The sequence below is a fragment of the Streptomyces sp. S.PB5 genome, from assembly GCF_030403745.1.
Classification (GTDB): Bacteria; Actinomycetota; Actinomycetes; order Streptomycetales; family Streptomycetaceae; genus Streptomyces.
Genome location: NZ_JAQMWP010000029.1, coordinates 12,466 through 30,461, shown reverse-complemented (window position 1 = coordinate 30,461; position 17,996 = coordinate 12,466). Strand labels below are relative to the sequence as shown.

The following is a 17,996-nucleotide window of genomic DNA, read 5'->3' as shown; positions in this document are numbered from 1 at the left end:
GGGGCGGGGGAGAGGCGCGGGGCGGGCTGCGGACGGTGGCCTGAGGCCGGTCGTCATCACACGTGGCGCACGACACGTTCATGCCAGGATTGCACTGGGGAGAGTTCAGGGAAGTGATTAGGGCGCCTATGACTTCCCTGAAGGGATGACCCCGTGACGTCCACTGCGCCTCCCCCCATACCCCGAGCCGCAGGATCGTTTCCGCTCATCGGCCACGCGTTGAAGATGCGCGACAACCTCGGCTTCATCGACTCCCTGCGCGAGACGCGGGAACCCCTCGTCGAGATCGTCCTGCAGCCGGGGACCCGCACGATCGTCGTCCAGGACCCGGCCCTGATCCACCAGATGCTCAAGGCCCTCGGTCCGAGCCTCGACAAGGGCCGGCTCTACGACAAGCTGGGCCAGCTGCTGGGTGACAGCGTTGTCACCGCCACCGGCCGCAACCATGTGCGCAAACGGCGTCAGCTGCAACCGGCGTTCGCCCACACCGAGATCAGCCGGTACGTCGACCTCATGCGCGCCGAGGTGACGGCCACGGTCGCCGCCTGGGAGCGCGGACGGCCCCTCGACGTACGCGAGGCGATGGTCGGGCTCAGCCTCGACATGCTGGCCAAGACGGTGTTCGCCGGCAGCCTCGACGACGCCATCTTCCACCGGCTGCGCAGCAACCTGTCGGTGGTGATGAACGGCGTCGGCGTGCGCATGATGCTGCCCGACTGGGCCGAGCGGCTGCCGCTGCCCTTCAACCGCCGCTTCGACCGGGCCCGGGCCGGTGTGCGCGCCACCATCAACACCGCCGTCGACGAACTGCAGGCCTCCGGGCACGACACCGGGGACATGCTCTCCATGCTGCTGCGTGCCGTCGACGAGGAGACCGGCCGGCCGCTGACCGGACACCAGATCAGCTCCGAGATCTTCACCCTGGCCGTGGCGGGCACCGAGACCACCGCGTCGGTGCTGTCCTGGACGCTGTACGAACTCGCCCGCCACCCCGAGATCGAGGCCCGGATCCTGGCCGAGCTGGACGAGGTCCTCGGCGAACGGCCGGTCACCTTCGACGACGTGCCCCGCCTGCCGTATCTGAACCGGGTCATCACCGAGACCCTGCGGCTGCACCACCCCGGCTGGCTGGTCACCCGCCGCACCATGGAGGAGACCCGGCTCGGCGAGTGGACGCTGCCCGCCGGCACCGAACTGGCCTACTGCCAGCACGCCCTGCACCGCGACCCCGCCCGCTTCCCCGACCCGCTCACCTTCCACCCGGACCGGTGGATCGACACCGCGCAGACGCTTCCCCCGGGCGCGTTCCTGCCCTTCGGGGACGGCAAGCACAGGTGCATGGGGGACCGGCTGGCCACCACCGAGATGGTCACGGCCCTCGCCACGATGCTGCGTTCGGTACGGCTGGAGCTCGCCGAGGGCCAGGTCGTCCGCCAGGTCGCCCGGCTCACCGTACGGCCGCGTGCCCTGCGGATGACCGTCCGGCCCCGGGAGCGTTCCCGGGCGGGGGCGGGTCTCTAGGGGCCCACTCCTCGCCGGACGCCGGACGCCGGACGCCAGACGGCAGACGCCGGAAGGCCGGCCCCGGTATGCGGGGCCGGCCTTCCTCCGGCTTGCTGCGTACGACCGTCAGTCCGTGCCGGACTCCATCGCCGCGCGGTCCAGCAGCGCGTCCTCCTCGGAGACCTCGCCGCGGGAGGCGATGGCCTCGGCGCCGCCCTCGGACAGCTCCGGCATCGTGCCGATCAGGCCCGTCGCCGCCGCCTGGGAGGCGCCGATGGTGGGGCTGCCGGTGCCGATGAGGCCGAGGCCCGCGTACTGCTCCAGCTTGGCGCGGGAGTCGGCGATGTCGAGGTTGCGCATGGTGAGCTGGCCGATGCGGTCGACCGGTCCGAAGGCCGAGTCCTCGGTGCGCTCCATCGACAGCTTGTCGGGGTGGTAGCTGAAGGCGGGGCCGGTCGTGTCGAGGATCGAGTAGTCCTCGCCCCGGCGCAGGCGCAGGGTGACCTCACCGGTGACCGCCGCGCCGACCCAGCGCTGGAGCGACTCGCGGATCATCAGCGCCTGCGGGTCCAGCCAGCGGCCCTCGTACATGAGGCGGCCGAGGCGGCGGCCCTCGTTGTGGTACTGGGCGAGGGTGTCCTCGTTGTGGATGGCGTTGACGAGGCGCTCGTAGGCGGCGTGGAGCAGGGCCATGCCGGGGGCCTCGTAGATACCGCGGCTCTTGGCCTCGATGATCCGGTTCTCGATCTGGTCGGACATGCCCAGGCCGTGCCGGCCGCCGATGGCGTTGGCCTCCAGGACCAGGTCGACGGCGGAGGCGAACTCCTTGCCGTTGATGGTGACCGGGCGGCCCTGCTCGAAGCCGATCGTCACGTCCTCGGTGGCGATCTCGACCGACGGGTCCCAGAACTTGACGCCCATGATCGGCTCGACGGTCTCGAGGCCGGTGTCGAGGTGCTCCAGGGTCTTCGCCTCGTGCGTGGCGCCCCAGATGTTGGCGTCGGTGGAGTACGCCTTCTCCGTGGAGTCCCGGTAGGGCAACTGGTGGGCGACCAGCCACTCGGACATCTCCTTGCGGCCGCCGAGCTCGGTCACGAACGCCGCGTCCAGCCAGGGCTTGTAGATCCTGAGGTGGGGGTTGGCGAGCAGGCCGTAGCGGTAGAACCGCTCGATGTCGTTGCCCTTGTACGTCGAGCCGTCGCCCCAGATCTGGACGTCGTCCTCCAGCATCGCCCGCACCAGCAGCGTGCCGGTGACGGCACGGCCGAGGGGGGTGGTGTTGAAGTACGCCCGCCCGCCCGAGCGGATGTGGAACGCGCCGCAGGTCAGCGCGGCCAGGCCCTCCTCGACCAGCGCGGCGCGGCAGTCGACCAGGCGCGCGATCTCGGCGCCGTAGGTCTTGGCGCGGCCGGGCACCGAGGCGATGTCGGGCTCGTCGTACTGGCCGATGTCGGCCGTGTACGTGCACGGGACGGCGCCCTTGTCACGCATCCACGCGACCGCGACGGAGGTGTCGAGGCCGCCCGAGAAGGCGATGCCGACGCGCTCGCCGGCGGGCAGGGAGGTGAGGACCTTGGACATAGGAAGATTATGCATGGCCATGCATGGTCATGCAAATGCCCGAATGGATTCGCACGGAAAACTCCGTACGGAAGTCGGCCGATCGCGTACCGTGAGGAAACGGAAGCGCACGTGAACGGCCGTCACGGGGGAGGCGGTTATGGCAGGCCCGTCCCCGCAGCGCACCGCGCTCCTCCTCGCCACGGCCGGCACGGCGTTCGGAATCTACGTCCTGGTCGTCACCGCACCCGACCGGCACGACGACTCCACCACGACGCTCTTCTCGGGAGCGGTCGGCGGGCTGTACCTCGGGGCCGGCCTGCTCGCGCGGCTGCGGCGGCCCGGCAACGCGGTCGGGCTGCTGATGCTGCTCGTCGGCTTCGGCTGGTTCGCGGAGGACCTCCAGATCTCCACCGACCCGCTGACGCACACCGTCGGCCTGTTCCTGCGCTCCGCGTCCACCGGCTTCCTGATCCCGCTCCTGCTGGTCTTTCCGTACGGCCGTCTGCGCAGCCGCGAGGACGACGGCACGGTCGCCGCCGTCGCCGACCGGACGCTGCTGGCCGTCGGCTGTGCGGTCGCCTTCGTCCTTCAGCCGGTCGGCGTGTTCTTCCACGCGTCGGTGACCGAGAACCTGCTGCTCGTGCACCCCGTGCCGTGGCTTCGGCAACTGACCGACGCGGTACAGCTCGTCGTCAGCGCGGCCGTGGTCGCCGTACTGCTGTGGCGCTGGGTGAAGGCATCCCGGCCGTACCGCCGCGAACTCGCGCCGCTGCTCACCGTCGGCCTGACCGGCGGCCTGGCCTCCGGGCTCGACGCGGCGCTCGGCGCCGACCGCGCGTGGTCGCACCCCGTGCTCCTGGCGGCCGCGCATCTGTCGGTCCTGTGCCTGCCGCTCGCCTTTCTCGCCGGCGTGTGGCGGATCCGGCTGGGCCGCACCGCCGTGGCCGAACTGCTGCGCCGACTGCCGCTCGCCTCCCGCGCTCACCTGCGCGACGAACTCGCCAGGACACTCGACGACGAGTCGCTCCGGCTGGGCCTTCCCGCCCCCGACGGGGACGGTTACGTCGACACCGACGGCAGGCCCCTGACCGCCGGGCCCGGCCAGTGGACGAGCGTCCTGGAGCGCGACGGGCGGCGGGTCGGCGTCCTCGTCCACGATCCGGCGCTCAGGGAGGACCGCTACGTCCTGGAAGCGGTCGTGTCCGCCGCCGCGCTGGAACTCGACAACCAGGCCCTGGTCACCGAACTGCGCGCCTCCCGTCGCCGCGTCATCGAGGCCGGCGACGAGCAGCGCCGCGAGGTGGAGCGGGCCCTGCACGACGGGGCTCAGCAGAAGTTCATCAACCTGGGCCTCCAACTGCGCATCGCCCGCCGCCGGTTGGACCGCGAGGTGAGCGGCCCCGAGCTGGCCGGGATGCTGGACGACGCCCTCGCCACGTTGGAGCAGGGGCACGCCGAACTGCGCGTGGCGGCCCGCGGCATCCACCCCGTGGTGCTGAGCGAGGCCGGGCTGGTTCCGGCCCTGCGCTCGCTGACCGCCGACCTGCCCCTGCCCGTCGACCTGCGCGCCGACGGACTGCCCAAGCTGCCCGAGCCCGTCGAACTCACCGCGTACTACGTCGTGAAGGAGGCGGTCAGCAACGTGCTCAAGCACGCCGGGGCCCGCACCATCCACGTCGACCTCCACCACGCCGACGGAGTACTGAGCCTGAGCGTCACCGACGACGGCATCGGCGGCGCGGACCCGGCGGACGGCGGCACCGGACTGCTCGGGCTGCGCCACCGGGTCTCCGCGTACGACGGCAGACTGACCGTCCGCTCCCGCTCCGGCGAGGGCACGGTCGTCGCCGTGACCCTGCCCACCAGGGCCCTGAGCGAGAGGGACGAGCCGGTATGACGGCCGACATGAGACCCCCGCGGCCCCTGCGCATCGTGCTGGCCGACGACGACCCCGTCTACCTGCGGGGACTCGCGATCATCCTGGAGGACGAGGGCCACGAGATCACCGAGCGGGCCGGGGACGCGCGCGGGCTGCGGGAGGCGGTCGCCGACACCCTGCCCGACCTCGCCGTGGTCGACATCAGAATGCCGCCCACGCACACCCTGGAAGGGTTACAGGCGGCCGTGGAGATCCGCCGCGCCCATCCGTCGGTGGGCATCCTGCTGCTGTCCAAGGACATGGAGCTGACCCATCTGCGTCAGCTCCTGGAGGCCGGACCCGCGGCCGCCGCCGGAGGCGTCGGCTACCAGCTCAAGTCACGGGTCACCGGAGCGGACTTCGTCACCGAGGTCGTGGACGAGGTCGGGGCGGGCCGGTACGCCATCGACGGGGAGATCCAGCGCGCCCTCTACCGCACCCCGCGTCGCCGCGACCGGCTGGCCGCCCTGACCGACCAGCAGCTGAAGGTGCTCGAACTCATGGCGCGCGGACTGTCCAACTCCGCCCTCGCGGCGAGACTGTCGATCAGCAAGAGGACGGTGGAGGACCACGTCAACACCGTCTTCGACAAGCTCGGCCTCAGGCCCGAGGCCAAGGAGATGTACGACCGCCGGGTGCGCGCGGTGCTGATGTATCTGTCCTCCGACGACTGAACCGATGCCTACGGCGGCGCGACCAGCCGTGTCAGTGCCGCCGCCGACAGCCGTTCCTTCGCGAGGAACCCCACCGCCGGGGACCGGGCGATCCGCTCTCCGTACAACTCGGCCTCGCGTGCCGAACACAGCACGACCGCCGTCGCCGGAGCCACCCCGTGCAGGGCCCGGCAGACGGCGAAACCGTCCTCGAAGCCGTCCCCGTCCTCCCCGTCCGACAGCCCGATGTCCAGGAGCACGGCGTCCGGCGGCTGTGTCACGACGGCGGCGAGCGCCTCGGCCCCCGAACCCGCCTCCGCCGCCGCGAAGTCGCCGTCCGCCTCCAGCAACGCCCGTGCGACGGCTCTGAATCCAGGGTCGTCGTCGATGATCAGCACGGTGCGCGGCATGGGCTCATGGTCATCGCCGGCGACCGGCCCGTCATCCGTGCGGGCACGGGGATCCGTGCCCCGCGGATCCCCGTGCGGACCACGATGTGCCCGCCCCGCCGGACGCCCACACTGGCGGGACCGTTCGCCGACCGGCGACGGGGAAGGAGCCAGAAGGAAGACCATGAAACGCATACGGGGGAGGGGGCGTACGGTCATCGCGCTCGCGCTGGTCCTGGCCGTCCTGGGCATGCTGGCCGCAAAGTGCCCGGGCGACAAGGTCGCCGTGCGGGCCGTCGCGCGCGGAGTGATGACCCCGGCGCCCTTCTTTGTGAGGCTCGGCACCGACATCGCCATCGGTGCGGCGATGGACTACATCGCGGGGGAGGTCGGTGGCGGCGACCCGGGTCTGTACGGGGGTACCCGGGACGCCGGCTACTGCGACAAGGCGAAGCTCGTCGAGTTCCTCGAGAAGCCGGAGAACCGGGACAAGGCCAAGGAGTGGGCCGAGGTCGAGGGCCTGGACGACGTCGGCGAGATCAGGGGCTTCGTGAAGAAGCTGACGCCGGTCCTGCTGCGTGCCGACACGCTGGTCAAGAACCACGACTTCGACAAGAAGAAGGGCAAGCGGAAGGCCTTCGACGCCCTCCTGGAGGCGGGAATCGCCGTTCTGGTCGACCAGTTGGGGCGGCCCGCGGTGCAGTGCAGCTGCGGCAACCCGCTGGCCTCGTTCAAGGACGACGTCGACGACGCCAAGGTGGAGTTCGACGCCCGGAACAAGAAGTGGCCGTCGTACGACTCGGAGAAGGTCGCCAAGGTCAAGGCGGCGCCGGAGGACGACCCGGTCGAGGTCTTCCAGCTCGTCGACGTCGAGGACCCGGACGCCGGCCTTGCCCGCGAGGCGGGCACCGACGGCACCGAGGACGAGGTCCTGCCGGTGGCGCCGGACATCGGTGGCCCGTCCGTCGCACCCTCCGACTCGCCCACGTCCACGCCTACGGCCGAGGTGGCCACGGTGCCGGACGTACAGGACCTGCCCCTCGGTGACGCTCAAGTCGCTCTGGAGGACCGGGGGTTCCAGGTCACCTGGACCGAGGAGGTGACCGACGCGGCCACGCCCGGCACGGTCGTCGGACAGAGCCCGGAGCCAGGGACCGAGGCCCCGGCCGACTCCCTGGTGACACTGACCGTGGCGAGCGCAGGCACCGGGACCGGGGAACCCACGCCGGGGGACAGCGGGGGCGAAGGGACGGGCGGCACCGCCGAGAGCGGGGGAGCCGGAGCGGACGCCGGTGCAGACGCCGGTGCGTCCGACTCGGGTGGACTCTTCGGCGGTACGGCCGACGGCGGGTGACGCCGGGAGCGGGCGCCGGTGCCGTGCGAGGGCACCGGCGCCCGGCTCTGTCGCCTAGCCCGCCACCCGCAACAACAACTTCCCCGTACTCGTCCGCGCCCCCATCAGCCGGTGCGCCTCCGCCGCCTCCTCCAACTCGAACTCGGCGGTGACCGGCAGGGTGACCTTGCCCTCCGCCACTTTCGCGAACGCCCGCTCGGTCAGCGCCCGCAGCTCGTCCGGGACGGTCTGCGCGAGGGTGAGGATGGAGAAGCCGCCGACGGTCACGCCGTACGGGAAGAGCTCGGGCTGTCCGACGCTCCAGGCGGCCGCGCCGCTCGCGTTGCCGAAGGAGACCAGGCGTCCGAAGGGGGCGAGGGCGGAGAGCGAGGCGTGGAAGGCGTCACCGCCGACGGGGTCGAGGGCGAGGTCGACGCCCCGGCCGTCGGTGCTCTCCCGTACGGCCTTCTCGAAGTCGCCGACGAAGACCTCGTCGTACCCGCCGTGCTCCTTCGCGAACCCGGCCTTCCCCGCACTGGACACCACCCCGAGGACGGTGGCCCCGGCCGCCTTGGCCAGCTGTCCCGCGACGGTCCCGATGCCGCCCGCCGCGCCTTGCACGAGGACCCTCTCGCCCGGCTGGACCCGGCCCACGGAGTGGATGAGTGCGTACGACGTCGGCAGCACGGTCGGCAGTGTCGCGGCGGTACGCAGGTCGATGCCGGAGGGGACCGGGAAGACGGTGGCGGCGTCGGCGAGGGCGACCTCGGCGTACCCGCCCCCGGCGGTGAGGGCGGCGACCTCCTGTCCGACGGTGAGGCCGGTGACGCCGACGCCGAGGGCCCGCACGTGTCCGGAGACCTCGAGACCCGGCCGGAAGGGGAGGGACGGCACGCGGTATCCGGTCTCCCTCGCCTTGAGGTCGGCGAAGTTGATCCCGGCGAAGGAGACGTCGACGCTCACCTGGCCGGGGCCGGGCTCGGGGGCGTCCACGTCGACGACCTGGAGTACCTCGGGACCGCCGTGTTCCTTGATCTCGACCGCGCGCATCGCATACCTCATCCAGGGGAGTGTTCAATCAAAAGCGAACACTCGCGAGTGTATGGTTTTCATCGAACACTCGGCAAGCGGCAAGAGGAGACGCGAGGACGTGAGGACGCCATGACGAGCCACCGCGCCGCCCCCGAGCACACGCACCCCGACGACGTGCCCGTGCTCTCGGCCCTCGCCGCCCTCGCCGACCCTGTACGGGCCCAGCTGGTAAGGGAGTTGGCCGCCTCCGAGGACTGGACCCGCAGCTGCGGCACCTTCGACGTGCCGGTCGGCAAGGCGGCCAAGAGTCACCACTTCGCGGTGCTGCGGGCGGCAGGGCTGGTGGAGCAGCGGGACGAAGGCCCCCGGCGGGTCAACCGGCTGCGGCGGGCGGAGTTCGAGGCGCGGTTCCCGGGATTGCTGGAGCTGGTCCTCAGAGGGGACTGAGGGGACTGAGCGCCGCGTAGTCCGCGAACGTACGGCGATACCGCAGATGCCGGGTCTCCTGTGTGTGTCTGCGCTGCCAATCCTCCACCTCGGACGGGTGGCGGCACGGACCTGACCCCGCCCCGCAGTCGGACTCGTCGCCGGAGACGCACAGGGCCTCGTAGACGGGCTCGGCGGTCGCGTCCTGCACGATCGAGTACGGGACGAACCGGAAGATACGGCGGGTGTGCGGGCCGCTCGCGTGCGCCTCACGCTGGTGGCGGCGCAGCAGGACGTTCGCGTCGGTCTCCGAGGTCGCGTCGGCGGCGGCGCGGGCCGTCGCGCGGAGGGTGGACAGCACCTCGCAGGTCGCGCAGTCGGCGAACGGGACCGGCGGCTGCGTCAGCTCTTCCGCTGTCACGGAACGGGAGTTGGCGGCACGGACGCCCGCGCTGAGCCGTTCCTCGCGGGTGGCCGGGCGGATACGCGCCGGGTCCGCCTCCCACTCCCGGCCGCCGCCGAGGGGGCGGCCGCCGGGTCCGCCTCCCACTCCCGGCCGCCGCCGAGGGGGCGGAGCATCGCGTACGGACCTGTCCTGTCGCGGAATTCGCCGACTTTGCGCGTCTGGGGGTCGTAGACGATCGCTCCCGGTTCCATGAGCGTTCCTTTCGTGACTCTGGGTGTATCGAGCGTCGCGCACGGGAACGGACCGTTTCAACGCTCGACGCGTGCCACGGGTGCCTGTCACGGAGGGGGACGGTGTCGTATGACCACCAATGCCGAGTTCTTCGGAGAACTGCTGCGGCACTTCCGCGAGGGTGCGCTGCTGACGCAGGAGGCGCTGGCCAAGCAGATCCCGTGCGACCGGTCCTTTGTGGCCAGGGTGGAGGCGGGGACGCGGGTGCCGCAGGAGTCGTTCGCGAAGAGGTGCGACGAAATCCTGGGTACGGGTGGGGCGTTGGCGAAGTTGTGGGGGAAGGTGGATTGGTATCCGCAGGTGGAGCATCCGGATTGGTTCCAGCGGCGGGCTGACATGGACGCAAAGGCGGTGGCGCTGCGGGCTTATCAAGAGCGAGTGATGCCAGGCCTGTTGCAGACGCCGGGTTACGCGCATGCCCTGTTCGCACGGGACACGAGCAGCGATGAGGTCGAGAAGCGTGTCCGGGCCCGACTCAGCCGCCAACCGCGCTTCCTCGCCGACGACGGCCCGTTGTACGTCGCTGTCCTGGACGAGAGCTGTCTGCGCAACGCGGTCGGGAGCCCGGAGGTCATGCGTGAACAGTGCGCGCACCTGCTGAGCGTTGGGCGGCGCCCCAACATCCGTATTCAGGTGGCTCCGGCCGGTCTCTTCGGGCTCGTTCGCCCCTGGGGCTCCATGTCGCTGATCGAACTGCCCGACGACCGATGGGTGTACTCGGAGTCGCTGGATCGTGGCCACTTCAACAACGATCCAGCCGTCTACGCCCGCTTCAGCCGGACCTATGATGTGTTCAGGGCCGACATCCCGTCAGCCCGTGAGTCCGCCGCTCTGATCAGCGACGTGATGGAGGGGTACGAGCATCATGAACAGGCACGACCTCAGCGCGGCGACCTGGATCAAGAGCAGCTACAGCGACAGCAACGGCGGCGACTGCCTCGAAATCGCCCCCGAGTTCACGTCCGTCGCCGTCCCCGTCCGCGACAGCAAGAACCCTGACGGCCCCGTCCTGGTCGTCAGCCGCACCGCCTGGGAAGCCTTCACCTCGGCCATCTGAACCTTCGTGCCGCTTCCGGCGTCACCGTCACATGACGAACCGACGCTGGATCGCGGCCGCCGTCGTCACCGCCGGTGTGGTGGTGGGAGCGGCGCTGTACATCGACGAGCTGGAGACCGGGCACGCCGACGTGGACGTCGTCGCGAGCGGCTCTCACTCGCCCCCGGCCGAGGACTGGTGCATCGGCACCCGCCCGGCGCCCCCGGACGCCGACCCCGAGGAGCCGCCGCTGGAGCGGACCCTCGTCCGGCTCGACAAGCTGACCGCGGGCGAGCACTCCGCCGTCTTCACCGGCATGAGCGTCGACGAGGACGCCAACGCCGCCGATGTCTGGCGCATCCCCGACGACCTCTTCGACGCGGCCGTCTGCGACGCCGCCGAGAAGGGCGTGAAGCTCCGCCTCCACCCCGCCGACGTCGACCGCAAGACCCTCGACGCCCTCGCCGACCGCATCAGCGAGGACATGTACCGCTGGGACGGCACCTTCCAGCTCCGTGAAGTCGGGGTCGACGAACGGGGGTTCGTGCGGGTCGGCGTCGACGACCCGAAGAAGGCCGAACCGCTCGTCGAGAAGGAGTTCGGCTCCCGGTACATCAGGGTGGAGCGCGTCGGACAGGCTCACGCGGACGTCGGCTGATCCGTCCTGTCGCGCTTGCGCAGCGTCGCGTACAGTCCCGCGCTCACCGCGAACCCGACCAGGCAGGTGATGTCACCGAACGACGGCCAGTTCTCCGGCACCCAGCCGACGTACTTCTCCTGGTTGGAGAAGAGCGGGACCGACACCGCGATGCCGGCCAACAGGGCGGTGATACCGGGCCAGTTGGAGAAGGTGCGGTCGGTGATCCTGGCCGCCAGCACCTCGTCCGGGGTGCGGGACTGAAGCCACCGCTCGACCAGCACGACCCCGAGCCACGGTCCGACCCAGTACGCGATCACCAGCAGGAACGCCTCGTACGCGTGCCCCGCGTCCGCCAGCGACGCCCACGCCGCCGCCGTACCGGCGAGACCGCACAGCACGACGATGGCGCTGCGGCCGAGCCACGGCGGGAGCTTCAGGCCGAGTGAGGTGATGGACATGGCGGACGAGTAGACGTTCAGGGCGTTCGCCGAGACCGCGCCCAGGATGATGGCGAGGAGCACCAAGTCGCTGAGCCAGCCCGGGAGATGGCCGGTGAAGGCGGCCGTCGGGGTGGCGCCCTCGGGGGCGACGATCGTGGCCGAGGCCGCGCCGATGACCGAGACGATCGCGATGGAGACGAAGAGGCCGACGGCCGGGTAGACGACCGTCTTCAGCCGGTTCGCCGTACGCGGGAGATAGCGCGAGTAGTCCGAGGCGCCGGGGTTCCAGCCCGCCGCGTAACCCCAGGCCGCGCTGAAGGCCAGCAGGAAGCCGCCGATGCCGCCGCCCCCGCCGGAGCCGCCGAGGTCGGCCTCCTTGAAGGTCCAGACACCGGCGAGCAGGAAGATCACGGCGAGGGCCGGGAACGCGTACTTCTCGAAGACGTGGACGAAGTTGTGGCCGATGAAGCCGATCACGATCTCGGCCACGACGACGATCAGGAGGGACGGGAGCGGCCGCAGGTCCGTCAGGGTGTTCAGCGCGAAGGCGGCGCTGACGCTGTTCACCGCGAACCAACCGACGCCCGCGACAAGGGCGTTCACGCCCGACGGCAGCAGATTGCCCCGGTAGCCGAAGGAGAAGCGGCCGATCGCCATCTGCGGTACGCCGAACCGCGGACCGTCCAGCGACAGGATGCCGTGCGTCAGCGCGCCGAGCCCCGTGCCCAGCAGCAGCGCGGCGGTCGCCTGCCAGAAGTTCAGGCCGAAGAAGAGGACCGAGATCACGCCGATGTAGACGGTCGCGAACTCGATGTTGGGAGAGGCCCAGGTCCACAGCAGCTGGAGCGGGCTGCCGTGGCGCTCGGAGTCCGGGATCGGTTCCGAGCCGGCCGTCTCGACGGCGATGACCTTGTCACCGTATGCGGGGGCGATGGCCGTGGCGGGACCGGCCGGAGCAGTCGTCATACGAGCCAAGTGTCCGGTTCCCGATGGTTGGGGCACAGAGGCGCATTGTCCGCATCGGGCGGCTCGCCGGCGTACAACCTGCACGCATCGGCGGGGCCGATGGGGCCATCGGCAGGACGCCCCACTGGCGCGTGGACCAGCACCGACGCCCGCTCGTAGCTTCTTGGACATGACCTCAGAGAGCAAGGGCACCGCCCAGCTGACAGCCGCGATGATCCTCTCCGGCACCCTCGGTGTCTTCGTCGTCGAGTCGGGCGCCTCACCCTTCAACGTCGTCTTCTTCCGCGTCCTGTTCGGCGCCCTCGCCCTCGGCGGCTACGTCCTGGCCCGAGGCTGGCTCCGCGACCACGGCTTCACCCCGCGCACCCTCGGACTCGCCGTCCTGGGCGGGGTGTTCATCGTCTTCAACTGGGTCCTGCTCTTCGAGTCGTACGAGAACACGTCGATCTCCGTGGCGACCGTGGTCTACCACACCCAGCCGTTCTACGTCGTCCTGCTGGGCGCCCTCCTCTTCCGTGAGCGTCTGACGGCGGCCAAGGTCGGCTGGATCGCGCTGGCCTTCGCCGGGCTGATCCTCGTGTCGGGCGTGACGCCAGGGGACTTCACCGGCGGTGGTTCGTATCTCCTCGGGGTCGGACAGGCGTTGCTGGCCGCGCTGCTCTACGGCCTCTCCACCCTCGTCACCAAGCGCGTCACCGGCGTACGCCCGCACCTCGTCGCCCTCGTCCAAGTCCTCGTCGGCATCCCCCTGTTGCTCCCCTTCGCCGACTTCGGGGCGATGGCCGGGACGGGCGCGGACTGGGGCTGGCTGGTCGGACTCGGCTTCATCCACACCGGCGTGATGTACGTCCTGATGTACGCGGCCTACGCCCAGCTGCCGGTCTCGAAGATCGCCGTCCTCGCCTTCGTCTACCCGGCGGTCGCGATGGTCATGGACTGGGCGGTGTACGGCCACCACATCGGTCTCGTGCAGGCGCTGGGCGTCCCGCTGATCGTGCTGGCGAGCCTGAAGGTGACCCTCGCGAAGCAGTCGCCCCGCACGGTCATGACCCGTCCGTCTGCTCCCGCGCCTGCTCCCGCACCAGCCGCACCGCAGCCTCGATGAACAGCGTCAGATGGCGTGGCAGGCGCTTCCCCGCCCGCCACGCCACCTGCGTGTACAGCTGGAACGGCGGCTCCCACGGCAGCTGGACCAGCGCCCCGGACGCCAACTCCGCGCCCACGGTCACCCTCGGGAGCAGCGCGATACCGAGCCCGCCGGCCACCCCCCGCTTGGTCGCCTCGATCGTGCCGAACTCCATGAAGGGGGGCGGGGTGCCGGTGCGGTGGGCGAGCTCGGACTCGAAGAGGTCGCGGTAGGGGCAGCCGGGCTCGGTGCCGACGAGCTGGACCTCGGCGAGGTCCTCGGTCTTCAGCCCGGGGGCCTGGCCGGCCAGCGGATGACCGGGCGCCGAGACCAGCACCAGCGGCTCCGGCGCGAGCACCCGGCTCTCCAGGCCCGCGTGCTCGGTCTCCGGCTCCATCAGGAAGCCGACGTCGTACGTCCCCTGCCGCAGCGCCTGCCGGGTCTCGTCGCCGAGGGTCGTGCGCAGGGAGAGCCGTACCTTCGGGTAGCGGTGGTGGAAGAGCTCCAGGAGGGGCGGCAGCCGGTACGAGGTCAGCGACTCCATCGTCCCGACGGCGAGCGCGCCGGACGGCTCCTCCGCGTCGACGACGGCCGCCCGGGCCTCCTCGCTCAGCTCGATGATCTGCCGGGCGTAGGGCAGCAGCCGCTCACCGGCCTCCGTCAGCCGGATACGGCTGCCGAGCCGGTCGAAGAGGGGCGTGCCGAGGGAGTCCTCCAGGGCCCGGATCTGGCTCGTCACGCTCGACTGGGCGTAACTCAGCTCGGCCGCGGCCCGGGTGAAGCTTCCGACGGTCGCGACCTTCTCGAAGGTGACCAGCAGCCGCAGCTCCATCAGCTGTCCTTCGGGCCCTCGTCCTTCTTGTTGTCCTCTTTGTTGTCCTCGCCCAGCGACTTAAGGAAGTCGGGGTTGTCATCGGGTGCGACCCACTGGCCGCCGCGACCGCCGCGGTCCCGCACCCCTGACCAGCCCTCGGCGGCCGGGCTGCGCTTCTTGCCCGCGATCATCCAGGAGATCGATCCGACCAGGGGGAACAGCAGCACGAGGATCGCCCACAGCGGCTTGGGCATGTGGCGGACGTCCTCCTCCTTCGTGCTGATGCAGTCGATGAACGCGTACACGCTCAGCGCCAGTGGCACGAGGAACATCAGCACCCGGAGCATGGGCCCTCTCCAGCGAAACAGTCGTCGGGCCGGGGGCACGGCCCCCGGGTTCAGGCCCAGGGTAGCCGCTCGGGGATACTTGACCCCATGGCTTACGACGATCTTCGCTCCCTGCTCAGGGCCCTGGAACGCGAGGGCGACCTCAAGCGCATCAAGGCCGAGGTGGACCCCTACCTGGAGGTCGGAGAGATCGTCGACCGGGTCCAGAAGTCCGGGGGCCCGGCGCTGCTCTTCGAGAACGTGAAGGGCTCCGCGATGCCCCTCGCGATGAACGTCTTCGGCACCGACCGCCGCCTGCTGAAGGCGCTGGGCCTGAAGTCGTACGCCGAGATCTCGGAGAAGATCGGCGGACTGCTCCGCCCCGAACTCCCGCACGGCTTCGTGGGCGTACGCGAGGCCTTCGGCAAGCTCGGCGCGATGACGCACGTACCGCCGAAGAAGGTGAAGTCCGGGGACGCGCCCGTGCAGGAGGTGGTCCTGCACGGCGACGACGTCGACCTCGACCAGCTCCCCGCCCTCTTCACCTGGCCGCAGGACGGCGGCTCCTTCTTCAACCTCGGTCTGACCCACACCAAGGACCCGGAGAGCGGCATCCGGAACCTGGGCCTGTACCGCCTCCAGCGCCACGACAAGCGCACGATCGGCATGCACTGGCAGATCCACAAGGACAGCCGCAACCACTACCAGGTCGCGGCCCGGCGGGGCGAGCGCCTCCCGGTGGCGATCGCGTTCGGCTGCCCGCCGGCCGTGACGTACGCCTCCACCGCCCCCCTCCCCGGTGACATCGACGAGTACCTCTTCGCGGGGTTCATCGCGGGCAAGCGGATCGAGATGGTCGACTGCAAGACGGTGCCGCTGCAGGTGCCGGCGCAGGCGGAGGTGGTGATCGAGGGCTGGCTGGAGCCGGGGGAGATGCTGCCGGAGGGCCCCTTCGGCGACCACACCGGTTTCTACACCCCGCAGGAGCCGTTCCCCGCGCTGAAGATCGACTGCGTGACGATGCGGAAGCGCCCGCTGCTCCAGTCGATCGTGGTCGGCCGCCCGCCGACGGAGGACGGCCCGCTGGGCAGGGCGACGGAGCGCTTCTTCCTCCCGCTCCTGAAGATCATCGTGCCGGACATCGTGGACTACCACCTGCCCGAGGCGGGCGGCTTCCACAACTGTGCGATCGTCTCGATCGACAAGAAGTACCCCAAGCACGCCCAGAAGGTGATGCACGCGATCTGGGGTGCCCACATGATGTCCCTGACCAAGCTGATCGTGGTGGTCGACTCCGACTGCGACGTCCACGACCTCCACGAGGTCGCGTGGCGGGCGCTGGGCAACACGGACTACGCGCGCGACCTGTCGGTCGTCGAAGGTCCGGTCGACCATCTCGACCACGCCTCCTACCAGCAGTTCTGGGGCGGCAAGGCGGGGATCGACGCGACGAAGAAGTGGCCCGAGGAGGGCTACACCCGTGACGGCGGCTGGCCGGACATGGTGTTGTCGGACCCGGAGACGGCGGCGAAGGTGGACCGCCGCTGGAAGGAGTACGGTCTGTGAGCAGCGCTTCCGCGGCGATCCCGCAGCCAGGACGCACCAAGGCGTTCCTCCGCCTGGTGATGATCGAGCACTCGGTCTTCGCGCTCCCCTTCGCGTACATCGCCGCGCTGACGGCCATGTTCCAGTGGGACAAGAACATCCACTGGGGCCGGCTGCTCCTGGTGACGATCTGCATGGTCGGTCTGCGGACCTTCGCCATGGCGGTCAACCGGATCATCGACCGCGAGATCGACGCCCGTAACCCCCGCACGGCCCACCGTGAGCTGGTGACCGGCGCGATGTCGGTGAAGCACGCCTGGACGGGCGCGCTGGTGGCGGTCGTGATCTTCCTGGGCTCGGCGGCGCTGCTGAACCCGCTCTGCCTGGCGCTGGCGCCGGTCGCGGTGATCCCGATGGTGGTCTACCCGTACGGCAAACGGTTCACGAACTTCCCGCAGGCCATCCTCGGCCTCGCCCAGGCCATGGGCCCGGTCGGCGGGTGGCTGGCGATCACCGGCTCCTGGTCCTGGGACGCCGTCATCCTCGGCCTCGCGGTCGGCATCTGGATCGGCGGCTTCGACCTGATCTACGCCTGCCAGGACGTCGAGACGGACCGCGAGGTCGGCGTCATGTCGGTCCCGGCCCGCTTCGGCATCCCGGCGGCGATCTGGGGCGCACGGGTGTGCCACGCCCTGACGATGGGCCTCCTGGTCTGGTACGCGGTGGCGACCGACGCGGGCGGCTTCTTCTGGGTGGGCCTGATGATCGTCGCGGGCGCGTTCGTGTACGAGCACAACATCGTCCGCCCGCACGACCTGTCCCGTCTGAACCGGGCGTTCTTCAGCGTCAACGGGTTCATCGGGATTGCCCTGTTCGTGTGTGCGTTGCTCGATCTGCTGGTGCGCGGACTCACGGTGTGAGCGCTGCGGTGGCGGCCCGGCGCCGGAACACGAACGCCGCCGCCACCCCCGCGGCCAGCCCCAGCAGATGCCCCTGCCAGCTGATCCCCGACTGTGTCGGCGCCAGGCCCGTCAGGATCGCGCTGCCCCAGACCGCGCCGACCAGCAGGCCGACCAGGATGCCGAGCGGGCGTCGCTCGACCACGCCGCTGACCAGCAGGAAGCCGAAGAGGCCGAAGATGAGGCCCGAGGCGCCCGCCGTGTTGGTGTGGGACGGGGCTATGAGCCAGACGCCGAGGCCGTCGGCAACGATGATCAGCGCGCTGACCGCCAGGAAGCGGCGGATGCCGGCCAGTGCCGCCAGGAAGCCCATGACCAGCAGCGGCACCGTGTTCGCGGCCACGTGGGACCAGCCGAAATGGATGAACGACGCCGGGATCACGTCGATCAGTTCGGACGGTTCGCGAGGGGTGATGCCCAGGCCGTCCAGGGCGTGGCCGGTCGCCACGTCCACCAGTTCCAGCAGCCACAGCAGCGCGACCCAGCCCAGCATCAGCCTGGCCGCCGCCTTCGCCCGGTCGCCCCGCGACCACTGCACTCCGCCACTCGTCATGACCGCCCCCTTCCCCTCAGGAGAACGGCCCGGCCCCCTCAACCGGTTCCCACCCCGCGACGCCGGATAGGCTCGGG

General features: G+C 70.6%; 18 protein-coding genes and 1 pseudogene. 11 read left to right on the top strand and 8 right to left on the bottom strand.

All coding sequences use genetic code 11. The features are described from left to right. Nucleotides 1-153: 153 nt before the first annotated feature. Nucleotides 154-1,521: a cytochrome P450 gene (locus PH203_RS44675; RefSeq protein ID WP_289928179.1), complete on the top strand. Its 1,368-nt coding sequence runs from the start codon at nt 154-156 to the stop codon at nt 1,519-1,521. 108 nt (nt 1,522-1,629) lie between these two features. Here PH203_RS44675 and argG read toward each other — a convergent pair whose 3' ends face one another. After that, entirely contained in the window at nt 1,630-3,084 is a 1,455-nt protein-coding gene (gene argG / locus PH203_RS44670) for an argininosuccinate synthase (RefSeq protein WP_289928178.1), read from the bottom strand. A gap of 139 nt (nt 3,085-3,223) precedes the next feature. Between argG and PH203_RS44665 the strand changes: the two genes are divergently transcribed. Beyond that, nucleotides 3,224-4,963, top strand: a complete 1,740-nt coding sequence (locus PH203_RS44665; protein ID WP_289928177.1) for an ATP-binding protein — start codon at nt 3,224-3,226, stop codon at nt 4,961-4,963. A gap of 8 nt (nt 4,964-4,971) precedes the next feature. After that, nucleotides 4,972-5,658: a response regulator transcription factor gene (locus PH203_RS44660; protein WP_289928176.1), complete on the top strand. Its 687-nt coding sequence runs from the start codon at nt 4,972-4,974 to the stop codon at nt 5,656-5,658. 8 nt (nt 5,659-5,666) lie between these two features. Here PH203_RS44660 and PH203_RS44655 read toward each other — a convergent pair whose 3' ends face one another. After that, nucleotides 5,667-6,047, bottom strand: coding sequence for a response regulator (locus PH203_RS44655; RefSeq protein WP_289928175.1), 381 nt, complete (start codon nt 6,045-6,047; stop codon nt 5,667-5,669). Between the two features lie 163 nt (nt 6,048-6,210). Here PH203_RS44655 and PH203_RS44650 point away from each other — a divergent pair, with 163 nt between their 5' ends. Further along, nucleotides 6,211-7,380: a PASTA domain-containing protein gene (locus tag PH203_RS44650; protein WP_289928172.1), complete on the top strand. Its 1,170-nt coding sequence runs from the start codon at nt 6,211-6,213 to the stop codon at nt 7,378-7,380. Between the two features lie 54 nt (nt 7,381-7,434). Here the strand turns inward: PH203_RS44650 and PH203_RS44645 are convergent, their stop codons facing one another. After that, nucleotides 7,435-8,409 (bottom strand): zinc-binding dehydrogenase, encoded by a 975-nt coding sequence (locus PH203_RS44645; RefSeq protein ID WP_289928282.1) that lies wholly within the window; start codon nt 8,407-8,409, stop codon nt 7,435-7,437. A 111-nt stretch (nt 8,410-8,520) separates the two neighbouring features. On the opposite strand from PH203_RS44645, the gene PH203_RS44640 reads away from it, so the two are divergent. After that, on the top strand, nt 8,521-8,838 hold the full coding sequence (locus PH203_RS44640) for a helix-turn-helix transcriptional regulator (RefSeq protein ID WP_289928169.1): 318 nt from the start codon (nt 8,521-8,523) through the stop codon (nt 8,836-8,838). Here the strand turns inward: PH203_RS44640 and PH203_RS44635 are convergent. Continuing rightward, nucleotides 8,825-9,367, bottom strand: a complete 543-nt coding sequence (locus PH203_RS44635) for a hypothetical protein (protein ID WP_289928168.1) — start codon at nt 9,365-9,367, stop codon at nt 8,825-8,827. The two genes, PH203_RS44640 and PH203_RS44635, sit on opposite strands and share 14 nt — an antisense overlap. A gap of 216 nt (nt 9,368-9,583) precedes the next feature. Between PH203_RS44635 and PH203_RS44630 the strand changes: the two genes are divergently transcribed. From PH203_RS44630 to PH203_RS44620, 3 genes and pseudogenes are all read left to right on the top strand, one after another. Beyond that, nucleotides 9,584-10,513: a helix-turn-helix transcriptional regulator gene (locus PH203_RS44630; protein ID WP_354671318.1), complete on the top strand. Its 930-nt coding sequence runs from the start codon at nt 9,584-9,586 to the stop codon at nt 10,511-10,513. Then, nucleotides 10,464-10,571 (top strand): annotated as a pseudogene (locus tag PH203_RS49865) (DUF397 domain-containing protein); the annotation flags it as partial. The gene PH203_RS44630 and the pseudogene PH203_RS49865, both read left to right, overlap by 50 nt. A 31-nt stretch (nt 10,572-10,602) precedes the next feature. After that, nucleotides 10,603-11,208: a hypothetical protein gene (locus PH203_RS44620; protein WP_289928166.1), complete on the top strand. Its 606-nt coding sequence runs from the start codon at nt 10,603-10,605 to the stop codon at nt 11,206-11,208. Here PH203_RS44620 and PH203_RS44615 read toward each other — a convergent pair. After that, nucleotides 11,190-12,596, bottom strand: a complete 1,407-nt coding sequence (locus tag PH203_RS44615) for a cytosine permease (RefSeq protein WP_289928164.1) — start codon at nt 12,594-12,596, stop codon at nt 11,190-11,192. The genes PH203_RS44620 and PH203_RS44615 overlap by 19 nt on opposite strands. A gap of 169 nt (nt 12,597-12,765) precedes the next feature. Here PH203_RS44615 and PH203_RS44610 point away from each other — a divergent pair, with 169 nt between their 5' ends. Further along, nucleotides 12,766-13,701 carry a DMT family transporter gene (locus PH203_RS44610; RefSeq protein ID WP_289928162.1) on the top strand — a complete coding sequence of 312 codons (936 nt, stop codon included), beginning with the start codon at nt 12,766-12,768 and terminating at the stop codon, nt 13,699-13,701. Here PH203_RS44610 and PH203_RS44605 read toward each other — a convergent pair. Both PH203_RS44605 and PH203_RS44600 read right to left on the bottom strand, forming a co-directional pair. Beyond that, complete coding sequence (locus tag PH203_RS44605) at nt 13,640-14,554, bottom strand: LysR family transcriptional regulator (protein ID WP_289928161.1); 915 nt, start codon at nt 14,552-14,554, stop codon at nt 13,640-13,642. The genes PH203_RS44610 and PH203_RS44605 overlap by 62 nt on opposite strands. Continuing rightward, on the bottom strand, nt 14,554-14,883 hold the full coding sequence (locus tag PH203_RS44600; protein ID WP_289928159.1) for a PLD nuclease N-terminal domain-containing protein: 330 nt from the start codon (nt 14,881-14,883) through the stop codon (nt 14,554-14,556). Before PH203_RS44600 ends, PH203_RS44605 begins: the two co-directional genes overlap by 1 nt. An 87-nt stretch (nt 14,884-14,970) precedes the next feature. On the opposite strand from PH203_RS44600, the gene PH203_RS44595 reads away from it, so the two are divergent. Both PH203_RS44595 and mqnP read left to right on the top strand, forming a co-directional pair. After that, nucleotides 14,971-16,428, top strand: a complete 1,458-nt coding sequence (locus PH203_RS44595) for a menaquinone biosynthesis decarboxylase (protein WP_289928158.1) — start codon at nt 14,971-14,973, stop codon at nt 16,426-16,428. Beyond that, on the top strand, nt 16,425-17,327 hold the full coding sequence (gene mqnP, locus PH203_RS44590) for a menaquinone biosynthesis prenyltransferase MqnP (protein ID WP_289928156.1): 903 nt from the start codon (nt 16,425-16,427) through the stop codon (nt 17,325-17,327). The genes PH203_RS44595 and mqnP overlap by 4 nt, the downstream gene beginning before the upstream one ends. Here the strand turns inward: mqnP and PH203_RS44585 are convergent. Next, the gene (locus PH203_RS44585) at nt 17,317-17,919 is read right to left on the bottom strand and encodes a rhomboid family intramembrane serine protease (protein WP_289928154.1); all 603 of its coding nucleotides are present in this window, start codon (nt 17,917-17,919) and stop codon (nt 17,317-17,319) included. The two genes, mqnP and PH203_RS44585, sit on opposite strands and share 11 nt — an antisense overlap. Between the last annotated feature and the right edge of the window lie 77 nt (nt 17,920-17,996).